Origin of the sequence: Halorubrum rutilum (genome assembly GCF_042665015.1) — an archaeon.
Lineage (GTDB): Archaea > Halobacteriota > Halobacteria > Halobacteriales > Haloferacaceae > Halorubrum > Halorubrum rutilum.
The window spans coordinates 22054-38982 of sequence record NZ_JBHTBL010000032.1 but is presented as its reverse complement, the minus strand read 5'-3'; the positions used below and the strand labels follow the sequence as shown (position 1 = coordinate 38982).

Here is a 16929-nt window from a genome sequence, read left to right as displayed (position 1 = left end):
ACTCGGTCGAAGGGGAATCAATGATCCCGTATCAGTTCACCTTGGTATGTCCCGTGACTCCCGATGAGTGTGATTGCCACTAATGAGAATCATCCACGTTTATCAACCATTGCGATGGCTGCCGCCATACCGAGCAATAGCAACCCGAATCCAGCGGTAGCGGCTGGTATCGACGTCCGGATAAGTGCGCCCCCGGTGAGTGCGCCAACCCCGCCAACAGCGGCCCCCAATCTTGACGGAGAATCATCATTGGATTGCATCCACCGCTCGCGATGCGCGATACCCATCGATGTTGTAGTTGCATAGAGCGGTATCAGCGAGATCGTGATAAGCCAGTCTCCCGAAGCCAACTCCCCGACCGGAATCGATACAGCCAGTCCAACACCTATCGAAACCGCATATCGGAGGGCGGGACGCATATCGCAATCTACAGCCGGTGAGAATAAGATAGCATCGACACTAGCATTTCCGTGAGCGCGGAGTGAATATATTCTGGTAGCAGCTAACCGCAGGCTCTGTTTGCTCATTCTGAGATAGTGCCCAACTTCTTAGTCAGAAATACACTCACCCACTATACACTACCGAACCATGATAGATGAAATTCTTGGGTTGCTTCTTGATGCTGTCGTCGAATTCATTCCAAATAGCGTATGGAAGATCCTTGCATTTGTGATCGGGGCCGTGGCGACAGCAGCCGGCGTGCTCATGATCGACGAGTCGCTGTGGGCAGGTGGAGCGTTGATCACTGTCGGTCTGTTCCTCTTGGCTGGCTCAGTAATCTCGTGGTTCCAATAATTGAAACTTCACATTATATTCAACATACACTCATGTATAGCACATTGTTGATGAAGTGTTGTCTTGCGATTTTGGCATCAAGCGACCGAGATGAGAATTAGCTATCTGAACGGTCCGCCGGTCATTACTCATCCCCACCAGTTTCAAAAGAACTGAATCAACAATCTCCTACAGAAGAGCGTACTCAGGAGCTGGGGGGTCGGCTAGTGCAAGACTTAGAGGGTCTGTACAGCATCTTAATATATTCAGTCTCAAGCTACTGCTGTGGGGTCTCCCGTACGGTGGACGTATGAGTAGGGCACTCATTGCTTTATTGAAGAAATCATTCAGATTTTTGTGTAGTCTGCTCCAAAGTTGAGTATGGTTCAACGAGAAAACAAAATACGAGTGGTCTCTTTGTTTGCGGGACTGATTCTCTACGCAGCCGCGGGCCGTTTTACTAAAATTTCTGACAAAATGAGGCACGCTCTTCTGATGTTAGTGGGTGTTGTCGCACCTCTGCTCATCAACAAGTACCTCGACAGCTAATCAAGAAATCGAAACTTCTCAAGCTACAGCGCGAACTGTTATATACACTACCTAAGTATATGATTACAACCTTTAGCATTCAATATGTTAGATAAGCCGGTACACATCTATTACGAATCGCGGACGGTCAATCACACTCAAACAGCGACACCGGAAGCGCGAGAGTGACCGTTGTTCCGCCGTCTACGTCGAACCATACTTCACCACCGAGTCGATCAACACCCCACCAGACCAGCCAAAGTCCCAAGCCGCTACCGTGGTGCAGTTTTGTCTCTTTGGCCTGCTCAAACACCCTCATTTCGTGCTCGTTGATTCCCGGTCCGGTATCGGTGACCTCGATCCGCCACTCCTCGGGTTGGTTGGTTTGGGCGGTTTCAACCGCTCGCACCGTCACACATGGGTCCGGAGTGCTCCCACCATGTTCAACCGCGTTTGACACCAGTTCACGGATAACCGGAATGAGTATCTCTTGATTCGCGCTCGTCATCACTGATGGAATGTCCGTGACAACGGGGATAGACGCTGGTTCAGGATCACACGTCTGCTGCTCGGTTACACAGTGTGCTTGCGGGACAGCCTCGATAGCCCGATGAGTGAGTTCCTCAACAGGGTGTTCTTTACCACATTGGTCTGCCTGTAGCACCGACTCGATTTCACGGGCAGTCGTCCCGAGGTTGCGCAAATCCGACAAGTGTTCGCGAACCGCTGCCACCGTCTCACTGGGGTTCTCAGAACAATCCTCGTCGTTCAGTTGTTGTAGATGCGCCGTCGTCACGTCGACCTTGTTCCGAAGGTTGTGCCGGAGAACGCGATTAAGCACTTCTGCGCGACGGGCGTTTCGTCGACGGGCCGTGATATCGCGAAACGTCAGCGTGTGGCCCAATACGCGGCCATCCCCGTCGGTGATTTGACCCGCTGATGCCTCCAAGAGCCGATCGCTCTGTGGTAGCTGACACGTCCTTTGCTCGCCCGTGAGTAACGCTTCGATATCGAACGTGTCCGGCATTGCCGTCGTGAGTGAGTCCCCAACGACCGTCTCGTACTTCTGATCGAACAGCGACACTGCAGCACCATTCCAATCGACGACACGCTGTTCGTCCGTAACAGCGATTGCAGCGTCGGCCATCCCCGCAACGATGTCCCGACGAGCGACCGCTGAGGCCGCTGGCAACTCATCGAACAACCCGAGTTGAGTGACGGCAAGCCATACGCCAACAACTGAGAGCCCGAGGAATGGAACGGGGACAGCCGCCCTCAACACTGGGGTCTCAGTTACTCCTACAAGGAAGCCCTCGGCGAGCCATACCGGCGGAACGATAACTGCAACGGACAATGTCAATCGTTTTGAGACGAACTCGTACTGATACAGAGTCCGCCACAATTGCCCGAGAGCGAGCAATACCAGCGCCCCCGTTACGAATAGCGAGACAGTCACAGCAAACTGCAAGAAAGTGACGAACGCGTCTGACACTGCCGCGCGAAGGCCGGCCGGCAGGACTGAAGGTGCCAGCGATATCAGTGTAACGTATGCGGTTCCGGCGGCGTACAATAGAGCAAACAACGCAAGTACGAAGAGTAACCGCTGCTCGCTACGGTCCGTTCGGGTCGTATACACCAAAACAAACAGAGCGTATGCCCACGGAACCAGCGTCTGCAACGCTGAGTCGAGGATCATCGATACATAGAAACCAACTTCGACCACCGGTGACACCGACTCCAGTACAGCGAATCTGATGATGCCGTCGGGCGACCGCATTCCATAAAATTCTACGATGAGGTAATAGATACCACCCGTGACGGCCCACAGTCCCAGTCCCGCTGTCGTGGCAAGAAAGCTTCGTGACCCCACTCCATCAGACCGTCTGGCTGTTTCTCCAGTCAGGAGAAACAGAGTAATACCGAGCGTGAGGTGTATAAGCCCAATCCACATCGGCACTCTACACTGAGAGCGGTACAGTAGATAGTTTGCGGTATTGAAACGACACGAGACAGTTCTGTTTGACCCTGCTAAAATTCTCAGAGTGTTATGAATTATCTCAGTAGTTTAATAGAACACAACACCCCGGCTCTATTGAAGTCCTCAGAAACTGACAATAACCGCGTGCTGGATACAGAGGTTGAAGTCAGCAGTTGGTCGTCGTTGCTTTCACGTCAGTCGGGTGAATTAGCCAATCAATAGACGTGCACAGTTTCACTCCGTGCTAGTCCCAACTTGGTATAGCAACAGGCCGCTAGCTAAGAGAAGCCCTCCAAATATCAATTCAAATATATTCCCCGGAAGTAACTGTGAGTAGCCTAATACCGGGTTAGTAAGGATTATTACACCGATAACTAGAACAAATAGAGATATGATATATTTTAGGGTATCCTGATAATTCATTCCAGCAGACTTGTCGTATCCGATTTGACTAATATCTTGATGTACTATACTGACCGATCGTTCCCTCCCGGAGAGCAGGCTCGGTTCGTACCACACTTGCGCTCTCTATTCAGCACGGAATCAACAAACTACCCGATAGCTGTCAATAAGAGCGTGGCCGATACAGAGGGTGTGGTCAGCACGTCGCCCATCGTCGATTTCGCACCGATCCCGATGAATTAGCTGCTCAGTGTGGTTGCGTGGTCATCGCTTGCGATACCACCGAGCCAAGCGCATACTGATTGCGAGACTGAGTCCGCCAGCCAGCACTGCGCTGGTGGCTCTTGACGTGAACGAATTACCGATGGAAAGCTGCCACAGCACTGCGACGACGGTAATGACACCTATTAGACCCCAATCAGGGTACGTGAGGGTTCTGTACTGCTCCATACTAAACGGCTACACCGCCACAGACATTTGCGTTACGTGTGTGCTGTACTGAGCAATCTGCTCACTCGAAAACGGGTGGTGTCCCGTGTAAGAGACGCACACTCCATCCTGCACGCCAATCTGTCACAATATTACTAAGCCGACACCCATTTCACTAAATGAAACAAGAGCCTCTCCACAGCTGACGAATGGGTACGATAGCCGCCGATTTGGGAGCGATAGCCGTGTTGATTGTCGGACGATCGGGCGTAGTACCACGTTTCGGGTTTGCGGCCCCTATCTCGACATGTAATCCGCCCAAACTCGTGACTGCCCACAATCTGTAGAGTTGCTATCTCATATCGAGACGATGCGTGTCACGCTCCGTCGTTTTCGCTACTGGCGTTCGAGAAGTTCAAGCGCCTCGCTGAGTCGCGAGATGTACTCGTCGGGTGGGAACCGCCACCAGACCTGTCCACTCATGTGAGCCAGTGGGAGTACGTGGGTGTCGACCGGATCGGAGATTCGGTGGAGTGTCCCATGGATGGACATAATGCTCTCCGGGTCGGCGTCGGTATCCACGACGGGTTCGGGTGCAGTCGAGCGTCGGAGTGCCGGCCACGCGTTTCCCCCAAAGGTGATCACAAGATCCGGATCCAACGCTCGGAGTTCTTGCTTGAGGAGGTGTTGATACGAGGCGCGCTCGGCGGCAACTCCGAAACCGTCGACGCGGTACTTCACGACGTCGCCGAGGTAGAAGTCTCGATAGAACTGTCCGGAGTCGACGTACTGGTGCCAGCCGTTCGGGAGCGAAATGAGATCGTGGCGGGCGAGCGTCTCGAAAAAACGCTCCGAGAAGTCGGCGTTCCGCCCGGTCAGCCAGCTCTTGACAAACTCGCGGTAGACGCCGATCTGATCGCGAGCCGAACATTCGCCGGCGAGTGGGTTCTGCGGACGCAATTCTGACAGGTGACGTTCGTGGAGGTTCCCGGGATCCTGAACGAGGAGGACGATGTCCGGATCGTCAGTCTCCCAGTCGTAGTAGAACGTGTATGAGAGCCGCCGGCTGACCTCCTCTCGGGTAGGAAAACCAGCGTCCGAGAAGACCGTCTCGACGCTACGGGTGGCCGTCTGCTGTAGCTCTCGGAGCGTCGGCTCCGTTGGCTCGTCGATCTCCGAGAGGAGTTTACGAGCGGTCGTTTCGTCCATTTGTATCGAATGGTCTCTAGCGGACTAATTGATACTTCGGGTGAACTGAGTCGTAAACGATCTGAATACCATCACCTTCGCTCTCCATCAGAACGATCCAGCGTTGGTAATCGCTCCGTCATCTATTTAATCGCGCTGACGTGTGGGTTTGATATTCAATGAGCCAAGCGACGCTCGGGAGTGGTCCCTACCGGAACTCCAACCTCTTCTCTGGCTACTATCTCGACGAGCGCGTCGGAGATTTAGACGCGTGGGACTGTGACGAGGAAGCCGAGAAAGCCTTCGAGCAGATCCGTGATCTCTGGAACAAGGAGGGCGCCCTCTTACCCTCCTACAACGAAGACGAACTGATCGACACGTGGATCGCCGAGGTGGTCGACATCCTCGGGCATGGTACGAGTTCCGAGGTGACGCTCCCGGACGGCGGGGGCTACGTTGACCGGCTGCTCTTCGAGAACGACGATGTGCGTCGAGAGGGGGCGAAGCGCGCCCGCGACGGCGATCATGAAGGGCTGTTCTCACGGGCGTCGGCGATCCTCGAAGCCAAACAGTGGGACGCAGACTTCGAGCAACGATTCGCCGAGCAGCGCTCCTACCGTGACGCCTCACATCAGATCAAGTACTACCTCGAACGGACGCCGAGCGATCTGAAGTGGGGTGTGCTCACCGACGGAAAGAAATGGCGGCTCTACGGGACCAAAGACTAAGAGACACAGACCTACTACGAAGTCGATCTGCCGGAGATTCTAGAGAGCGGGGATCTGGAGGCGTTCAAGTACTTTTTCGCGTTCTTCCGACCAGAGGCGTTCGTCGAGCACGCAGGGAGTTCGTTCCTCGACGACGTCTGGACCGAATCGGAGACAGCTGCACAGGAACTTGGCGAAGATCTTCAGGACAACGTATTCCGGGCACTGCGAGTGCTCGGGAAGGGATTCGTCGAGTCGAACGACCTCGACGTGGGCGACGACGGCGACATCAATCGCGACGAACTGAAAGAGCAGTCGCTGGTTCTCCTCTATCGGCTGATGTTCGTGCTGTACGCGGAGTCGCGTGGCCTGATCGACCCTGATGACCCGGACGCGAGCGAGGAGTACCACGAGTACTTCAGCCTCGAATCGAAGCGTGAGGAGATTCTCGACGACGTCGAGGATATGGACGTGGAGTCTGGCGAGGCGTTCACCGAGGAGTACAGCCGGTTCTCATCGTCCATTTGGGGGCGGCTCTCAGAGCTGTTCGAGCTGATCGACGAAGGCGAGGACTCGCTCGACATTCCGCCGTACAATGGGGGACTGTTCAGTCGCGAGGACCACGCATTCCTTAATGAGTACGAGGTGAAGGACCCGTACATCGCCGAGGTCATCTACTGGCTGTCGACGACCGAGAACGACGAGGGCGAGCACGTGCCGGCGGACTACGCCGATCTGGACACGCGACACCTTGGCTCGATCTACGAGGGGCTGCTCGAACACGAGTTCCGGATCGCGGACGCGGAGGGCGTTGCAGCAGTCTCAGAGGACGGCGGACAGGTGTGGAAGCCCGCCTCCGAGGTCACGGCCGCAGAAGCGGTCGAGATCGTCGAGGAAGGTGGGCTATACGTCGTCAACGACGAAGGCGAGCGTAAGGCGACAGGGGCGTACTACACGCCGGACTACGTGGTCACCTACATCGTTGAGGAGACGGTGGATCCGCTGATCGACGAGATCGACGAGAAGCTCCGCGAGCAGGGGCTCGAACCGAGTGATAGAGAGTACTTCGCGGAGTTCTGGCAGGAGGTGAAGGACCTCACAATCCTCGATCCCGCGATGGGCTCAGGCCACTTCCTGACGAAGGCAACCGGCTACCTCACCGAGCAGGTGATGGAGGTCGTTCGCGAGCAGGAGATCCAGTCGTACGACGAGCAGTATATCCGACGAGAGATTTCGAAAGAGTGCATCTACGGGGTCGATCTGAACGGGATGGCGGTCGAGTTGTCGAAGCTGTCGATGTGGCTGGAAACGTTGGCGGCAGACCAGCCATTGGCGTTTCTCGATCACCACCTGAAGACGGGCAACTCGCTCGTCGGCAGCGACATCACGGAGGTGCTCTCCGAGGACGGCGGCGACGATGATGATAGTGGCCAGCTCACGCTGACGCAGGCGTTTGCGCGCGTCCGGCAAGACACGCTCGAACACGTGATGGAGTTGATGGCGGATCTGCTCGCGTACGACAACGAGACGCTGGAGGATGTGAAGTCGATGGAGGAGCTGTACGACGAGATCCGCGACGACCCCCTCTACACGCGCCTCTTCGAGCTGGCGAACGTCCACACCGCCGAGGAGTTCGGCTGTGACGTGCCTGAGGGCTCGTACGAGCAGATGGCCGGTGCGATCGAGGACGAGGACGATTGGGCCGAGATTCGCGAGGAAGACTGGTTCACGGCGGCACAGGCAACGGCAGACGAACAGGACTTCTTCCACTGGGAACTGGAGTTCCCCGAGGTGTTCTTCGATTCGGAAGGCGAGAAGATGGCAGAGGCCGGGTTTGACGCGGTTGTCGGAAATCCGCCGTATGTTTCGAACTGGGAATTGACCGAGAATAGTCCAATTACGCCAAGAACGTATGAGGAGCTATATCCGGAGCCCACGGTAGGCCATTGGGATCTGTATGTGATATTTAGTTACAAGGCTCTAGAATTGACGCGGCATGGGGGATATCATTCATATATTCTTCCCAGCTCTGTCAAAACAGAAAAATACGCAAGAGATATCCGGAATCACTTGGTCAGAGAAACAAATATTCACGCACTCGTTGACTTTGGAGAATATTCTGTCTTCAAGTCGGTTGACCGTCAATGTGTTATTTACGTAGCTTGTAAAGAACCCTCGACTGGTACTACTGAAATCGTTCGATACAATCAGCCAGTATTCAATAGTGAGTTCAATATTGATCAAGAGATCTTCTTGACCTACAACAATACTTCATTTAGACTAGATATCTCCCCAGAAGACATGGAGCTAAAAGATAAGTTGGATAATATTTCTACCTCATTAGGCTCGATATGTTGTGTCAATCCGGGAATTGTCGCGCATAGTGCAGCAGATAGTGAATTAGACTTTAACAAAGAAGATATACTGTCTGATACTCAGGAAGGGCCGGGATTTAAGCCGTATCTGGAAGGTAAAAACATTCAGCGATATTCTCTTCAGTGGGATGGGAAGTACATCGACTACGACTCAAAAAGACAGCACTTCCATCGCCCGAAATACCCAGAATTATTTGAGAATAGAAAGGTGATCTTCCGGAGGATTAGTGATTCTAATAACCGTCTTGTTTCATGTTATGACTATGATTCATATTATACTGCACAGAGGGCTGCACATGCGGTCCCATGGTCAGAAGAGATGGAATCTCACAGGGGGCCATCAGATCACGAACAGTACGAATATGCGGAACAGTACAACGTGCGGTTTCTTAATGCGCTAGCCAACTCATCAGTCGTCGGATATTATTTCTCTAAATTCTTAGCAACGGGTACTCTCCAGGGATCATATACTGATGTTTATCCTGAAGATATTCGCCAACTACCCGTCAAAAAACTAGATGAGGATGATATTGTAAATGAAGAGCACTCTATCTCAAGTATTCGCGATATTGAGGAGTCGTCTCATCCGTATGTGAAACTGTCAGCGCTGGCACAACTAATAAAATCGTATAAGCGGAACAGGAGAGACCTGAATACAGATTTGATTCAACATCTAGGATCCCCTGAGTTCAACAAGAGCATCCAAGACTACGGTCTAATTCAACCAACAAATAGTTCCAGTAGAACCGCAGTATCGAAAACAAGCGAAGATCTCGAGAACCTCCGCATCGGCACCGCCCGCGTCGATCGCGAGTCCCCCAACACCGTTCTCATAGAGGCAACCGCTCGCTACAAGCCCGACGACGAGGACGCGCACGAGACGGACCAGTGGGGCTACACGGAGACGGAGTCCCTGCCGGCGTTCCGGATCACGGACCTCACGGAGCGGGAGGCGGACCTGATCGAGCACTTTGTTCCGGTCGCCGTCGACGAGGCGGGGGGCTTCGCGAACTTCCGCGAGACGGCGACGAAGACGAACTCGCTGATAGACCGACTGAAGGCGATCGAACTGCCCGACGTCAACGACGTGGCCGACGACTTGGAGAACTACCTACAGACGAAGGAGCGCACCGAGGAGCTCGATGCGAAGATCGAGCAGACGGACGAGCTTATCGACGAGATTGTGTACGAACTATACGGACTCACCGACGAGGAGATCGAGATCGTTGAGGAGGCTGTAAAAGAGTGAGCGAAAACCAGTCTCTGGCCTCCCTAACCGAGGACGACGAGATCGCGGGGAAGGTCAGGAGACAGTTAGAGGTGTTCCCACAGAAGTTCCGAGAGCTCGGAGAGGCTGGGCAGCTCAGTGAACTCTTTCGTAGTCCGAAGAAGTTCTCAGGAGCACGCGTTGAACAGGCACCAGAAGTCTTCACAGAGCAGTATCTCATTGGACCCGTTCTCCACGGACTTGGATACCTAAGTTCCTCCTCAGCGGAATACGACGGAACTGGGCCGCACTTCATCCGCCAGCCAATAACGTATCGGAAAGTCGAGCCGAAACAGCCCGACTATCTACTGAAAAACATCGACCCGGCTATCGTGTGTATCGTTGAGGCGAAGGCGGTAAACCGGGAGCGAATGACTGGTGCGAAAACACACGCGAGTGAGGATATTCGAGAGTATCTGGAAGAGGACGCGTTCTGTAAGTACCTTCGCGATACCAAGCAGCGGTACCTAGTGGGAATCGGAACTGACGGATTCCGATGGACACTGTGGATGAAAGACATTCATACGGGCGAAGCGATGAGTCACAATCCCAAGATCGATATATCCCCTGTCATCAGAAAGGTCGCGAGCCGTAGAGATGTAATTGAGGGGGACTTCTCGTCGGGAGCGTCAGACGAGCGTGAACTCTTAGCCGAGGAGTTTGTGCCCGCCTTCGCTGCGACCAACCTACCGAAATACGTCAAATCGGTGTTCGGGGAAAACTGACCAAGACAAGATCAGCTTCGCGAACTTCCGTGAGGCGGTAACAAAAACAAACTCGCGGGTTGACCGGCTGAAGGCGATCGAGTTGCCCGACGTCGACGACGTGGCCGGCGACCTAGAGAACTACCTCCGGACGGTCGAGCGCGCCGGAAGAACTCGACGAGTAGATCAAGGTCGTCGAGCAGCCTGTGTGATATCCGGGTGTCTGTAACTTCCGAAATGGAGTCTCAACACCCCGTCTCACCAACTCGAAATCGGGAGAAAGAATCGATGTTGGCGCTGTTTAGTTCACTTTCACTCCGGCCCCCGAACCCTTATCCATATCCCGCACGTGTCCAGAATTACACACGTAATGTATCACGAAAGAACGTGTGGCGCTGAGTCGGTCACGGCCGCACCACCGGCCACGACTCTCTGTCGCGCCTGCTGTCCTACCCGCTTCGCGTCCGAGAGGTGGATCGGACGACACTTAGTGTTCAGTAGGCCGGCGAAAATGAACACGTTCCGACAGCCGTTAAGTAGGGCCACGATTCCATCAGGTGATCTGGGAACGCACCTCCGTGGAACTCACTCGCCTCGATAAGTGAGCCAGATCAAAGTCAAAACGGAGTCGTTCGGCGACGACATCCTCGCCCCTCTACGCCGAGTAGAGGTTGGAGAGGTAACCGTCGACACTCCCACGGTTGCTATCGACATCAAAAAGACCCGCGAACACGAGTCCGTTCAGGAGAACGCTCGGGGTGTGAACGAGCTTCACCGCTCGGTCAACGGGCAGACCCTCACGCAGGCCCTTCGAGGAGGTGAAGACGCGATCGTCAAGAGTCTCCAGAGAGGTTACAACAAGACACGAGAAGATGAACTGACGATCGCGTTCATCTCTTACGATCTGACCACGCCGATCTCGGAGAGCGAAGCCGAGTACCTGTGCGATGTTATCGCCTCCTTCTCCGATGTGATGACGGTGCCTCTGATGCCGGAGTTGGCTCGGACTGTCGACTCCGAAAACGGGGTTTCAGATCCGGCCTTCCGGTCCTATCTCGAGAGCGTCAAGACGTTCTTGGACGTGGCCGACCGAGCCGCTCCGAAAATGCCCGTGATGGGCGTTGTTCCGATCCTCGGCCACGAATACACGACGGAGTTGATGGATGTGTACGGGCGAGAGCAGGTGCGTGCGTTCTGCCTCAACTTCGACCGGACGCGGATCACTGCGAACGCGAAGGTCGACATCGTCCGTCCGATGATGAACTCGATCGCACGAAGGGGCATCGAGGAGAGCGTCCTCTTCTACGGGATCAACCTTGATCCGGGCGATCGGGACGACAGTCTTGGAGGTCGCCCGGCGGCGGACTTCGCCGGTCTGGGAATGGGCCTCGACATCATCGGCGGCTCACACGTGAGTCCTCGGATGCCTCCGTCGGCATATGAGGACGCCGAAGCCAAATCCGGTGAGGACACGATCACGTTCAAACTGTTCGATAAAGACGGGTGGATCTACCGCGACATTCCGCTTGACGAACTCTCCGAAGTGTTCCCCGAAGATTCGTCGCTCGATGCCGAACACGTGGTTGAGCGCTGTCGACGGTCTCCGAAGAACACACTGAACCGGCTTCAGAAGGTCGTCAACGCCGAACAAAAGGCCCTAGCAGCCGGCGAACTCCACCCCGAAATCGAGGACGGCAATCTGGTGGAATACCTCGCTGAGAAAAAGGGCGTGACGCCGTCGACCACGGCTTCGTTCCAACGGATCCGAGGCGACTTCGATTCGGGCTTGGAACAGTCCGGTCTCGACGACTTCTAAGCGGTTTAGGAGTCGGTGTCCAGACACGAGCCGAAGGCGGCTTCGCGCTCGTGTTCAAGCGTTTTCATCAGCTCGCCACAGACGGGACAGAGATCGTACTGTGGTTGGTCCTCTTCGAACGCCACAGTTACTTCGGCCAACTTTGCCCACTCGTTTCTGAATCCGTCAGGGCCTTCGCTCGTGTGCCAGAGGACCAGCTGTGAGTCGGGCCCCGGTGCCGTGAGTAGATAGTTCGAACCCGCCGATTCCATGACTAATTTCGGGCCGAAATACGTCGACGTCCGCTTCACCACCGTTAGATCGTCGGGAATCGACTGACCCGGCGAGATATTCGTTACGGTGTTCTCGACTCTGATCCGATCGTGGCGTTCGGCCCGTAGTATCACGCTCTTCGAATCGTAATTGGTGACGGGTTCCTCATGTGGCTCTCGTCTGGCGACCGCCGGATCGGTATCGAGTTGCCCGCTCATGGCTTGATAAACGTCTCTCAGGGGAAGAACGTAAATCCCGACCGCAACGGTAACTGTTTCTTGTTCGCAGAAGGGAGGTATAAAGAAGATAGATACAATACCCGAATTATATCCATTAGAGACCTTGGAGAGCGGGTTTTACTAACTGACCACCAAAACACGGTCTACGAATACCTATCTTCCACTTACCGAAGCACCTGATAACCGGAGGCGGCGGCGACGAGCAGTGCGATCATGGTTTCGCTGACGAAGCTACCGGATTCGTGAACGTCCGCGAGACGGCAACTTAGATGAATTCGCTCGTCGACCGGCTGAAGGCGGGCAAGTTTCCGATGTCGACGACGTGGCCGGCAACATAGAGAACTACCTCCAGACGGTCGAGCTTGCCGAGGAGTTTGACAAGAAGATCACAAAGATAGACGACCTGATCGACGAGATCGCTACGAGTTGTACGGACTCACTGACGAGGAGATTGAGATAATGGAAGAAGCAACTATCGAGTAGCATCTGTGGTCGTGATTATTGCGCTAATTCCTCCCACTCGGTAGCACGACAAACCCGCAACGGGCGTTTTCGGTTTCGTTCGCACGACGTCCGATATCAACTCCTTATGTGACATATAGATAACACCGGGAAGCAAGAGTTACATGAGGAATTACGACGGTGTTGAGCAGCTACTATAGCCACCCGATATCGGCAGGTGATCAGCTGTCTTGCTCTTTATCGATACCTCTAGAACACTCGTCACAGCCAACATCGACCGTGGCAGCTCTGTTGATATCCTCAGATGCTGATAGTTTGGAGAGGCTATGCTAAATACAGAGCGCGAACTCCGGACAAGGTTGTTTCCAATTCCAACAGAGCGAACCGGTCAATAGTGTTCGTTTACGCCGATATTTGTACCAATTATTTCCCAAATCACATCAGTAACCACTTCACACTTATTCTCGACCCAACGCGGTATGGTGCGTCACCGATATTGTGTTATTCGTCGTCGACACCGTTCGAGTAGAAATCTCGGTGGAACATCTTGTAGGAGTTTGTAATTGGGACAAGTGTATAAGAGTCGACAACATCATTGTTCTGGAGATATTCCCGTACATGAGCGTTGAGCTCATTAAGCGAGGATTCCCAGACACGGATCATAAGATCATGTTCGCCGACCACTTCGGCCACCTCGTAGACAAGACCATCGTTGAGAAAGCCCTTAATGAACTCTTCTATCTGCCTTTGGCTGACATCCGTCGAGTAGGAGATGTGAACTTCCGCGTAGGTATAGTCAGCCTTCTTGAATACAAGCAATGCGAAGATCTCGAGGATCCCATCATCTTGGAGGTTTTTCCGCCGCCGTCGTGCAGCAGTCCGAGAGAGACCAACTCGCTCAGCCAGCTCTGTGTCCGATAGCCGGCCGTCCTCATTCAGCTCACGAAAAATCAAATAATCCTTGTGATCCATCGTCTCTTCCAGCAGTTCGACGACTTGGGGGTCCTCAATCCACTCCTTTGGTTCCGGCATTTCAATATCCATACCTTGTATTCTTTAGCCTCAATTAATAGCTTTCTTACAGCAACTTGACAAAAAGTTACTCCGTCTTAGACACTGATTGTTCTACTGGCTTTCTGCCAGACACTAATGATCTGTCGGCTGTATGTTCTATGAGTGGTACGGCTACACATTCTCCTCGTGTGTAAACGCGTAAACAACTTTTCCGCCAGATTCGATGGTCTGCATTCCACCTGACGTGGCGAACTGTTGGGAGCCGGCGTACGCCCAGAGGTAGCCGTCAACAGGCATTTTGACTGACTCCACGTGGTTACCGTGGAGATCAACGATGTCGGCGACGGTCTCTCCTTCGGCGACAAACTCTCCCGTCGGTTGGCGCGGATAAAGGATTCCGCCGCTGTCATTGCGGACCATTCCGTGGGCACGATTGACACCATGGCCACCAGTGTACTGACACGGAACCAGCGTGATATCCTCTTGAGGGCCTTCCGAGGGTTCCCCTTCTAGGAGGTCAAACTCCCGCAGCACATTGAGGGTGCCATCCACCCCAACCCGGAGGCTCGTCTCGTCAAGATACCGGCCGTTGATGAACTCCACCATGAGCTCGGGGATGCCCTCTGCTGCACCTTTATTACTTAATGTCGGGACACGGTCAGCACCAATCGGTCCGGGACCAGATTCGACAATATTGTCCTTTCGAACCGTCGTGATACCGAACGCCTCGGCAGCCCGCTCAACGTCAGCCTCCGTCTCTTCGGTCGGCTCGATGATCTGGAAATACAGTGAATCTGGGTGGTCGTTACAGTGATAGTTCACGACGATATCGGCCTTACTCCAAGCGTTCTCCCAGATAGCGCTAGCGAGGCGTTCAGTGGTGTTACCTTCTGTATTCTCGACGTTGACATAGCCGACATCTCGATTGTCGATCCACGACCGGTAGGTCGCATGCATAAATGCCAGCGGGTTAGCAACGGGGATGGCGATCACCGTACCTGCTACCTCGTCTGGCGAGAGCCGCTCGTGGATCATTTCGTGAGTGACAGCTGTTCCCTGGAGTTCCTTGCCGTGCTGGGTCGAGAACAAGAGCGCAGTCGGTCCCTCTTTGGAACCATTAAGAACAACCACAGGGATGTTGATACTGTCGCCAGTCGTTAGCTCGACACCTTCGATGTACCCCTGCTCGCGGGTCCCTGGTTCCGCGCTGACGTCGCCGACCTTGACGGCATCGCTCATGCTTCTACCTCCGAGGCTGTCGTGATTGGCAGCACCGTCGTGGTACCGACCGCAGCCATCGCGAGTACGGGGTCGACAACTGGAATTTCGAAGGACGACCCGATGTCACCCAGCACGCCTGAGGTCGTCAGCCCGGTGCAGCTGGGCGCGACTACGTCGCAACCGGCGTCGGCTAGCCGCTTAATCGCTGTCCGGATCTCTGTCTGCCCTTCCTTGGTCGTGAGATAGTTGGTTGTTTCCGCGCCTTCAACAGTCTCGGTGGCCCCTAAACGGTCACCCAGTAGATTGCGAACTATCGGAGGTGTCCCGCTCTCAAGGCCGAGCGTCCCGACAGTTTCACCCCGGGCAATCGCAATCGCCGCAACGCTGGCGCCCGCACCGACAACTGGCACGTCCACCTCATTATCGAGTGTTGACACTGCAGGGTCGAGCGCGCAGCTGATCGTTAGCACGTCGACGTCAGTCGCCATTTCCCGTCCTAGTCCCTTGATGTATGGTAGCGCCTCCTCTTCAGCCTCGACAGACGGAATCCCTTCCGGATGGTCAGGAATACACCGTGATGTCGTCGAGATATGGGGGAACTGCTGTTCGATCACGCGTCCATGTAGCGATACGTCTTCAGGGTCCTCCAGCGTCAGCACGCGGAGGACACCCATCTCGATTTGATTTTGTTTGGTCATGTATCTGCAGTATCTTCGTTCTTTTCTGCCGGTTCGTCTATGCCGCGGGCCGCGAAGAAGCCCTGCTGGCGCAGGGCGGCAAACAACGTCTCTTCGCGACGATTCATGAAACCGTCAGGCCCCCAGTAGCGCTCGAGAGTCCCGTACCACTCTCGATCGGAGTCTCCGTAGACACTGTCACCGTACATTTCGTCCATCGCGTCGTGGGAGGCTTCAAGTAGTTCTGGTGGAGGATCTTGATACTCTCCCTCGTGAAGAACTGCCTCGAGCGGGAGCCGCGGGGCGTTCTCTTTGGCCTCACCGTGGGCTGGGACGCCAATACAGAGCCCGTAGATTGGGAGGACACCCGACGGGAGGTCGACAGCTGCCGCAGCTTGGGGGAGACCATTCAGGATGTTCCCGATTGGACAGATTCCGTATCCTTGGCTCTCGGCGGCTGTCATCGTTGTCATCGCCGCCAGTGAGGCGTCGATTGCTCCCTCAAGCATCCCCATCCCAGGTACGATGCGGAACTCGCGGTCACGGTGTTCCAACAGCAGCCGGACCCGCCGCAGGTCAATGCATACCAGCAGGAAGTGGCTCGCTTCCTCAATCTGCTTGCTTCCGCGGTCGCACAACTCATGGATGCGCTCACGCAGTGATTGCTCGCGGATCCACACGAAGCTGTACATCTGTACCGTCCCGCTGGTTGGGGCCTTCCGCCCGGCGTCAACCATTTCGCGGACCTCCTCGTCTGGAATCTCTGCACTAGGGTCAAAATCACGGACTGTCGCCCGCCCTGCAAGCCACCGCGTCAGGTCTGTCACCTGTGATTCCTCTCCGTGTAGCGCTGGGCGGTCAGTGTATCTACTGTCACTATCGCTATCGGTCATCTG

15 protein-coding genes are annotated in these 16929 nt (G+C 54.6%); 7 read left to right on the top strand and 8 right to left on the bottom strand.

The genetic code is table 11. The features are described from left to right. Positions 1 to 89: 89 nt before the first annotated feature. A complete protein-coding gene (locus ACFQMF_RS16355; protein ID WP_465261795.1) occupies positions 90 to 419 on the bottom strand; it encodes a DUF8153 family protein in 330 nt (109 codons plus the stop codon). A 169-nt stretch (positions 420 to 588) separates the two neighbouring features. Here ACFQMF_RS16355 and ACFQMF_RS16145 point away from each other — a divergent pair, with 169 nt between their 5' ends. Together ACFQMF_RS16145 and ACFQMF_RS16350 are read left to right on the top strand one after the other, a co-directional pair. Beyond that, entirely contained in the window at positions 589 to 795 is a 207-nt protein-coding gene (locus ACFQMF_RS16145) for a hypothetical protein (protein WP_256409760.1), read from the top strand. Between the two features lie 360 nt (positions 796 to 1155). Next, positions 1156 to 1323, top strand: a complete 168-nt coding sequence (locus ACFQMF_RS16350) for a DUF7987 family protein (RefSeq protein ID WP_465261794.1) — start codon at positions 1156 to 1158, stop codon at positions 1321 to 1323. Positions 1324 to 1450: 127 nt separating this feature from the next. On the opposite strand, the gene ACFQMF_RS16140 is transcribed toward ACFQMF_RS16350, so the two are convergent. Both ACFQMF_RS16140 and ACFQMF_RS16135 read right to left on the bottom strand, forming a co-directional pair. Beyond that, entirely contained in the window at positions 1451 to 3253 is a 1803-nt protein-coding gene (locus ACFQMF_RS16140; RefSeq protein ID WP_256409759.1) for a sensor histidine kinase, read from the bottom strand. A 1254-nt stretch (positions 3254 to 4507) separates the two neighbouring features. After that, positions 4508 to 5320 (bottom strand): uracil-DNA glycosylase family protein, encoded by an 813-nt coding sequence (locus ACFQMF_RS16135; RefSeq protein WP_256409758.1) that lies wholly within the window; start codon positions 5318 to 5320, stop codon positions 4508 to 4510. A 158-nt stretch (positions 5321 to 5478) separates the two neighbouring features. Here ACFQMF_RS16135 and ACFQMF_RS16345 point away from each other — a divergent pair, with 158 nt between their 5' ends. The 4 genes from ACFQMF_RS16345 (at position 5479) to ACFQMF_RS16120 (ending at position 12168) form a co-directional block, all read left to right on the top strand. Further along, complete coding sequence (locus ACFQMF_RS16345) at positions 5479 to 6027, top strand: hypothetical protein (protein ID WP_256409757.1); 549 nt, start codon at positions 5479 to 5481, stop codon at positions 6025 to 6027. Positions 6028 to 6237: 210 nt separating this feature from the next. Beyond that, on the top strand, positions 6238 to 9630 hold the full coding sequence (locus tag ACFQMF_RS16130) for an Eco57I restriction-modification methylase domain-containing protein (protein WP_256409756.1): 3393 nt from the start codon (positions 6238 to 6240) through the stop codon (positions 9628 to 9630). Next, positions 9627 to 10373: a hypothetical protein gene (locus tag ACFQMF_RS16125; RefSeq protein ID WP_256409755.1), complete on the top strand. Its 747-nt coding sequence runs from the start codon at positions 9627 to 9629 to the stop codon at positions 10371 to 10373. Before ACFQMF_RS16130 ends, ACFQMF_RS16125 begins: the two co-directional genes overlap by 4 nt. A gap of 580 nt (positions 10374 to 10953) precedes the next feature. Continuing rightward, positions 10954 to 12168, top strand: a complete 1215-nt coding sequence (locus ACFQMF_RS16120; protein WP_256409753.1) for a hypothetical protein — start codon at positions 10954 to 10956, stop codon at positions 12166 to 12168. Between the two features lie 5 nt (positions 12169 to 12173). On the opposite strand, the gene ACFQMF_RS16115 is transcribed toward ACFQMF_RS16120, so the two are convergent. Next, positions 12174 to 12638, bottom strand: coding sequence for a hypothetical protein (locus tag ACFQMF_RS16115; protein ID WP_256409752.1), 465 nt, complete (start codon positions 12636 to 12638; stop codon positions 12174 to 12176). A 343-nt stretch (positions 12639 to 12981) separates the two neighbouring features. Here ACFQMF_RS16115 and ACFQMF_RS16110 point away from each other — a divergent pair, with 343 nt between their 5' ends. Beyond that, the gene (locus ACFQMF_RS16110; RefSeq protein ID WP_256409751.1) at positions 12982 to 13119 is read left to right on the top strand and encodes a hypothetical protein; all 138 of its coding nucleotides are present in this window, start codon (positions 12982 to 12984) and stop codon (positions 13117 to 13119) included. 503 nt (positions 13120 to 13622) lie between these two features. On the opposite strand, the gene ACFQMF_RS16105 is transcribed toward ACFQMF_RS16110, so the two are convergent. The 4 genes from ACFQMF_RS16105 to ACFQMF_RS16090 all read right to left on the bottom strand — a co-directional run bounded on the left by ACFQMF_RS16105 (position 13623) and on the right by ACFQMF_RS16090 (position 16926). Then, positions 13623 to 14165 (bottom strand): Lrp/AsnC family transcriptional regulator, encoded by a 543-nt coding sequence (locus tag ACFQMF_RS16105; RefSeq protein WP_256409750.1) that lies wholly within the window; start codon positions 14163 to 14165, stop codon positions 13623 to 13625. 141 nt (positions 14166 to 14306) lie between these two features. Next, the gene (locus tag ACFQMF_RS16100; protein ID WP_256409749.1) at positions 14307 to 15374 is read right to left on the bottom strand and encodes a succinylglutamate desuccinylase/aspartoacylase family protein; all 1068 of its coding nucleotides are present in this window, start codon (positions 15372 to 15374) and stop codon (positions 14307 to 14309) included. Next, positions 15371 to 16054, bottom strand: coding sequence for an aspartate/glutamate racemase family protein (locus ACFQMF_RS16095; protein ID WP_256409748.1), 684 nt, complete (start codon positions 16052 to 16054; stop codon positions 15371 to 15373). Before ACFQMF_RS16095 ends, ACFQMF_RS16100 begins: the two co-directional genes overlap by 4 nt. Next, complete coding sequence (locus ACFQMF_RS16090; protein WP_256409747.1) at positions 16051 to 16926, bottom strand: nitroreductase family protein; 876 nt, start codon at positions 16924 to 16926, stop codon at positions 16051 to 16053. Before ACFQMF_RS16090 ends, ACFQMF_RS16095 begins: the two co-directional genes overlap by 4 nt. Positions 16927 to 16929: the final 3 nt, after the last annotated feature.

What these genes read in the sequence shown, in the direction of transcription:
- ACFQMF_RS16115 (WP_256409752.1), bottom strand. Translation starts at nt 12,638, where the DNA reads ATGAGCGGGCAACTCGATACCGATCCGGCGGTCGCCAGACGAGAGCCA.
- ACFQMF_RS16105 (WP_256409750.1), bottom strand. Translation starts at nt 14,165, where the DNA reads ATGGATATTGAAATGCCGGAACCAAAGGAGTGGATTGAGGACCCCCAA.
- ACFQMF_RS16140 (WP_256409759.1), bottom strand. Translation starts at nt 3,253, where the DNA reads ATGTGGATTGGGCTTATACACCTCACGCTCGGTATTACTCTGTTTCTC.
- ACFQMF_RS16090 (WP_256409747.1), bottom strand. Translation starts at nt 16,926, where the DNA reads ATGACCGATAGCGATAGTGACAGTAGATACACTGACCGCCCAGCGCTA.
- ACFQMF_RS16350 (WP_465261794.1), top strand. Translation starts at nt 1,156, where the DNA reads ATGGTTCAACGAGAAAACAAAATACGAGTGGTCTCTTTGTTTGCGGGA.
- ACFQMF_RS16345 (WP_256409757.1), top strand. Translation starts at nt 5,479, where the DNA reads ATGAGCCAAGCGACGCTCGGGAGTGGTCCCTACCGGAACTCCAACCTC.
- ACFQMF_RS16135 (WP_256409758.1), bottom strand. Translation starts at nt 5,320, where the DNA reads ATGGACGAAACGACCGCTCGTAAACTCCTCTCGGAGATCGACGAGCCA.
- ACFQMF_RS16100 (WP_256409749.1), bottom strand. Translation starts at nt 15,374, where the DNA reads ATGAGCGATGCCGTCAAGGTCGGCGACGTCAGCGCGGAACCAGGGACC.
- ACFQMF_RS16095 (WP_256409748.1), bottom strand. Translation starts at nt 16,054, where the DNA reads ATGACCAAACAAAATCAAATCGAGATGGGTGTCCTCCGCGTGCTGACG.
- ACFQMF_RS16145 (WP_256409760.1), top strand. Translation starts at nt 589, where the DNA reads ATGATAGATGAAATTCTTGGGTTGCTTCTTGATGCTGTCGTCGAATTC.
- ACFQMF_RS16355 (WP_465261795.1), bottom strand. Translation starts at nt 419, where the DNA reads ATGCGTCCCGCCCTCCGATATGCGGTTTCGATAGGTGTTGGACTGGCT.